The sequence below is a fragment of the uncultured Sneathiella sp. genome, from assembly GCF_963976355.1.
Classification (GTDB): Bacteria; Pseudomonadota; Alphaproteobacteria; order Sneathiellales; family Sneathiellaceae; genus Sneathiella.
The window spans coordinates 1-5,387 of sequence record NZ_CAXBKA010000020.1; the positions used below are offsets into that span (position 1 = coordinate 1).

Here is a 5,387-nt window from a genome sequence, read left to right on the forward strand (position 1 = left end):
CGTCATACCTTTGCGGTTACCATGTATTTTGAACTGGTTCGCGCGGGCAAAGCAGAACCCTGGCTCAGCCTGCGAACATTGCTTGGCCATAGTCACATAACGACAACAATCAATACATATTTGCGGAGTGTACAAATTCGGGAAGCACTCATGACAGATACCCTGAATACGTATCTCAAGGCCCTACGCGATGGCTAGAAAGCGCATGGACAGATCTTTTCTCACGTATCGCCCGGGTGCGGCACCTGCCTTCGACAGGAACAACCTGGCCCGTCCGGAAAAGGAAGAGAGAGAATACGGGGTTATCCAAAAGCTGTCACCTGACGGAAAACTGTGTCAACTCACGCTAAACTGTCCCCGTACCGCAAAATCCAACCGCGGCAGTGCCCAGATCAATGTCAGCGACGATTGGCTGAAAGCCGAACATCTGTCTGTTCCGTTTGCTACGGCCATTTTCTCGCATATTCGCAAGTTTGGTCCCTCTACCCAGGTCAACAAGGTTCAAGCTCTCAATCGCTTCTTTGCTTTTATGTGCGAACAGGGAAAAGCACATTTTAAACTGTCGGATCTGACCACAACTCTTTTTAATGAGTACATTTTCTGGCTCGACACCCAACAGCTTACAAGCAAAACGAAAGCCGGGTTAATCTCCCCACTCCGTGTTGTATTGCACTATCTTAAACAAAATCCACAATATACAAGCGAAGTCCCTGGGGATGCTTATATCCAGCCAAATCCCTGGCCTGGAATAAACGAGCAAATTGCTCATCGACCAATTTTGGCTATCACCGATCTTGTAACGATTGAGCGCGCCTGCATCAAAGAAATGCAGACATGGATGCGCAAATGGGAAGAAGGAAACGACTTTATTAAATCAGGTAGAGAACGCCTGCAGGCGGGTGCTTCACCCACCGAGCATAGACTTGAAACATTGCTGGCAATCATTGAAGACCGCTATGGTGGCTATGTGACGAACAGCAAACAATTCTTTGCTGACGGCGATGGCCGGCGACGACAAATCGAGTTTTTCGGAGGGATCAAGGGTATTGCTCCGTGGCTGTATGCAACAAAGCGCTCTCTGGTCCCGTTTGTCGTGATGATGGCAATCAGGACGGCCTTCAATCCGGAAACCATACTGGCTTTACGAAAATCCGCCCTTCGGGAGAGCTCGTTACTTAAAGGAAGTGCCGAACTGGCGCCGAGATATCGGGTGGTCGGCGGGAAGAAACGCGCGCGAGGCGATCAGGTTCGAACCTATCCTCAGGATAGCACAGAGATTGATAGCCCGATTTCCATTTTCAACAATGTCGGAAAGCTGACCCGTCGCCTCCCAAATGCCGAGCACGATCCCGACCATGATATGCTCTTCATATTTCAGGGCAGAAATTACGGAAGGGCTCATCATTATCTCAATGCAACCTGCACCTTCCCTAACGCACTTTCTGCTTTCAGAAAAGATAATCAACTCCCTGATTTCAGCTTGTCGAACATTCGCCCCACCATCTCGGAGATTGTCAATCAACTGAGTAACGGGGATATCAAGGCACAACAGGCAATTCTCAATCATTGGCACACAGAGACAACGGAAACGCATTATGTGTCGGAAGCGGCCCGGCACCGCAGACGGGAAACATTGGGCAATCTTTTGAACCGACGGGAACGATATATCCGGACATCTGGAAAGTCCGATGACCGTATCAATCTTCCAAACAATACAGGTCGCGCCGCAACGCCGGGGTTTGAATGCACCGACCCCTATGATTCTCCTCTCGCATCCCAGTCCACAGGACAACTCTGCACCGCCTGGGGAGAGTGTCCGCTATGTCCTCGCGCCGCCGTGATCCCCGACAATTCACACGCTTTGGCACAACTGCTTCATCTCCACAATGCCATTGAGAAAGCACGTCACGATTTACCGCCAGGTCGCTGGCTATATTGGTCAACGGTACAAAAGGCCCTGAACAATTGGCTCAGCAAGTTCCCGGCCAAGAGTGTTTGGCATGAGGCCAAAAACATTCAAAGAACCCACGCCATTCTGATCGAATGACATGAACCCTATACAAACCGCTACAGCATATCATCTCATGGCAGCGGAAGATCTGCGGGAAACGAGGATCAACCGCCATTCCCGCTGGTCTGATGACAGATGGTTCTTCGACAATCTGACGCCAGGTCACGACGCTGCAGCCAGCACCATACGCTGGGATTTCATCATGCCGGACGGCAGTAAATTCGTTGATCCTAAATGGGCGATATTGCTCGACGCGCATCGTCGACTGGTCTGGTCATTGATTGTCGACCCAAGACAGCGACATAGATACAAGCCGGGCTCAATGGGCAAGCTCTCCCGGCGGGTTCATTATCTTGCCCGCTGGATGGGCAAATCCGGCTACGCTCATTTCGGCGCGCTTGATACCAACGCATTCGCCCAATATCTTGATGACCTGCTGATTGATAAACGCGATAAAGCCAATCTCAATGCCCTGTATCTTATGGAACATCTCGCATTACCTGTTTCTTTGGGATATCAGGCCCCTGTTCTGGCAAAAGCCGGAATTCCTGTACCGGGCAGCGCCCCCTGGCATGGCATGACGGCGTTCGAGGTCGCGAAACAGCTGGCAGGCAGGGAACAGGGATCCGTCCCGCCCGTCCCGGACCCCATATTTTTACACATAATGACCAGTGCCTTGCGCATGCTTGATGAAGCAGAGGATATCATTTTACAGGCTCGGCATTTCGCGGACACCAAAGACCTGCTGGTTGCCGAAAAATATGCACCAGACAGGCAGCATTTACGGGATCGCATCAACTCTCTGACTGACGCGTGCCTGATCCTCATCCAGGGATTGACGGGTATCAGAGTGAGTGAATTGCTGGGACTGCAAGCCTCTGATACGCCACTGGCACAAAATACCTTGCCCGATTGCATAAAAATTGAACCGTCGGCCAGCGGTCTTCATGAGATATTTTATCTTTCCGGTCATATCTACAAGACGACGAAAACGCCTCGCCCGGTCACCTGGGTCACCGGACTGCGCCCGGTCGGGAGTGATCACCTTCCTGTTCCGGTCAAGGCAATATCTGTCATCGAAAGGTTGTACGCCCCCTGGCGCACTCGAAGAAACATCAACGAACTGATTGTCGGTTTTAGCCGAACAAAAAGCCTGACCAAAGATGTGAAAGCCCATACTTTAAGTTGGGTCAATCGCTGCCAGAGAAGGTTCTTTGTCAGAAGCGGTGTTAAGGATTGGACTGTTACTTCTCATCAATGGCGCAAATCCTTCGCCCAATATGTCATCCGAAGCGACAGCTGCATGCTCCCGGTGCTTCGGGAGCATTTCAAACACATCAGTATGGCGATGACGGAACAGGGATATATAAATGCGGATCCAGAACTGAAACAGATCCTTGATGATGCTGCGGTTCAGTCAACGGTCTCTCTCATTGGCGAAATGATTGCCGGCAGAAAAAACGTCTCGGGGGCCCTCAGTGGAAAACTGAAAGAGACTGCGAATCAACTCGGAAAATCTCTGGACAACCGTCCCGAAGATGACCGCCCACGCGATATTGAAGAACTGGTTCGTACCTCGGGTATACGGGCACATGATATTCGCTGGGGAAAGACATCCCTCGGAACCTGCCTGTTTCGACAGGGAACCGGGAATTGTACCATCGGTTGCTCTGCCCGATGGGTGATCAGTGCGCCGCTATGGTCGGCCGCACGCCCGGATTTATGTTGGGAATGTCAAAACCTTGTCCTTGACGAGACTCATTTGCCCTTCTGGAAAGACCGCCGGGCCAAATTGCAAGATGATCTGAAAACGGCAACAACCAATGATGACTTTGCTCTCGCACAACTCTGCAAACAACGCCTCGAACAATGTATTATGGTGCTAAACAAGCTTGAAACCACCGAAGCTGCAGCTGCAGAAAACAACAATCCCGGGTAATGAAACCATGTCACCCACATCTGTTGAAGCCGCATTCATGATGGCGATTGATCGGCTCCTCGCGCGTCATGCTCTGAAAGCCAATTCCAGCAATACACCCAAAATCAACAAAAGTATGGTTGCGCGCGAAGCCGGGCATAGCCGGACAACACTGTACAAATATCCCAAAGTGCTTGAGAGACTGAAATCATTTGAGGCAACAGCAAAATCATCAAAACAAAATGAGATCATGAGTCTGCGTCAGGAAATCGCCAAATTAAAACAGGAAACCGGGACGGCGAGAGACCTGATGGCAGCAATGCTGCTTCAAATGCGCGAGATGGAACGACAAACGGCTTCAAGAATTCGCCAGGCAGTACGTATGACACAAGCAGAAGGTTCTGATACGTAATGGGCCTTCCACGACACAGGAAGACTCTTAACAAGCCTTTTACATCAATCGTGGTGTCTACGCCAAGCCTCTCCTAATGCACATGTCTCCCATCTTCCATAAATCATCCCACTTACGACAGATCACTTCCGCAGATCAGCAGAGAGGCGCCTCCCCAAGTTCATGCCTTTGCCCAGTCTGCCAGATTGACAAATAGCCCGAACCAGATTGACCATAGGCCAAGGGCGACGAAAACAAAGCCGGTCAACCAGCGGCGCGGACGCATCCAGTCTGCAAGTCCGACAAGAAGCGAAGTAAGTTGCGGCACGACCGAAAACGGTACCAATGGAAGTGACAACGACAGCGCAAAGACCGCCATCAGAATGAAACCCTTTGCGGCGGAGCCTGTTGCGGTTGCGGCCCCCATCAGGCCGAAAAGGATCGGCGCGGCGCAGGCGGGAATATTCAGGCCAAACGCAACGCCCTGAACCCATGGGTTTTTCGTGATCCGCCATCCGACTGGCGCAATCCGGATACGCCGCCGAAACCGTCCCCCTGCACCGAACAGGAAGACAATTCCGATGACCATATAGAGTGCCCCAAAGATCAGCCATGCCCCGGTCTGAACCCCGATCATGCGTTGTCCCAGCATGACGATCACGCCGCCGAAACCGCCCATGACCAGAAGGCGTGCGAGCATGAATGCAGCTAGAGCCCCAACCCGCATGCGCAGTGAACGGTCACACTGGCTGTTGAGAAACAGCATATGCGCGCCAATCGTGCAGGGCTCGATAAATCCCAAAAATCCCAAGCCCAGCGCAAGAAAGATCAGGTTGAACAGGTCCGGTGTCACGTTTGTAAATTCCTTATCATCGTCGCATGGTGTTACCCGGCACAACAGGACAGTCTGGCGACATCTCTCGCAAAGCCCTGAGCGGCAAGTTTCAGGCCCTCGACTGTGGTCAGATAGGGAAAAATCGTGTCGCCAAGTTCTTGGGCGGTCATCCCAAACCGTATGGCCAGCGCCATTGTCTGAATGCTGTCACAGCCCTCGGGTGCCAGTATCT

5 protein-coding genes and 1 pseudogene are annotated in these 5,387 nt (G+C 51.7%); 4 read left to right on the forward strand and 2 right to left on the reverse strand.

All coding sequences use genetic code 11. From position 1 onward, the window contains the following. The 4 genes from AAC599_RS19860 to AAC599_RS19875 all read left to right on the forward strand — a co-directional run. Positions 1 to 198, forward strand: a 198-nt coding sequence (locus tag AAC599_RS19860; protein WP_340152119.1) for a hypothetical protein, incomplete at its 5' end; no start/stop codon positions are given. 7 nt (positions 199 to 205) lie between these two features. Next, on the forward strand, positions 206 to 2,047 hold the full coding sequence (locus AAC599_RS19865) for a phage integrase SAM-like domain-containing protein (protein ID WP_157097757.1): 1,842 nt from the start codon (positions 206 to 208) through the stop codon (positions 2,045 to 2,047). Between the two features lie 37 nt (positions 2,048 to 2,084). Next, complete coding sequence (locus AAC599_RS19870; protein WP_157097758.1) at positions 2,085 to 3,950, forward strand: hypothetical protein; 1,866 nt, start codon at positions 2,085 to 2,087, stop codon at positions 3,948 to 3,950. A gap of 7 nt (positions 3,951 to 3,957) precedes the next feature. Next, the gene (locus AAC599_RS19875; protein WP_063093914.1) at positions 3,958 to 4,341 is read left to right on the forward strand and encodes a hypothetical protein; all 384 of its coding nucleotides are present in this window, start codon (positions 3,958 to 3,960) and stop codon (positions 4,339 to 4,341) included. A gap of 160 nt (positions 4,342 to 4,501) precedes the next feature. Here AAC599_RS19875 and AAC599_RS19880 read toward each other — a convergent pair whose 3' ends face one another. Continuing rightward, positions 4,502 to 5,173 carry a cytochrome c biogenesis protein CcdA gene (locus tag AAC599_RS19880; RefSeq protein ID WP_063093916.1) on the reverse strand — a complete coding sequence of 224 codons (672 nt, stop codon included), beginning with the start codon at positions 5,171 to 5,173 and terminating at the stop codon, positions 4,502 to 4,504. Positions 5,174 to 5,205: 32 nt separating this feature from the next. Next, positions 5,206 to 5,387 (reverse strand): annotated as a pseudogene (locus AAC599_RS19885) (mercury(II) reductase); the annotation flags it as partial.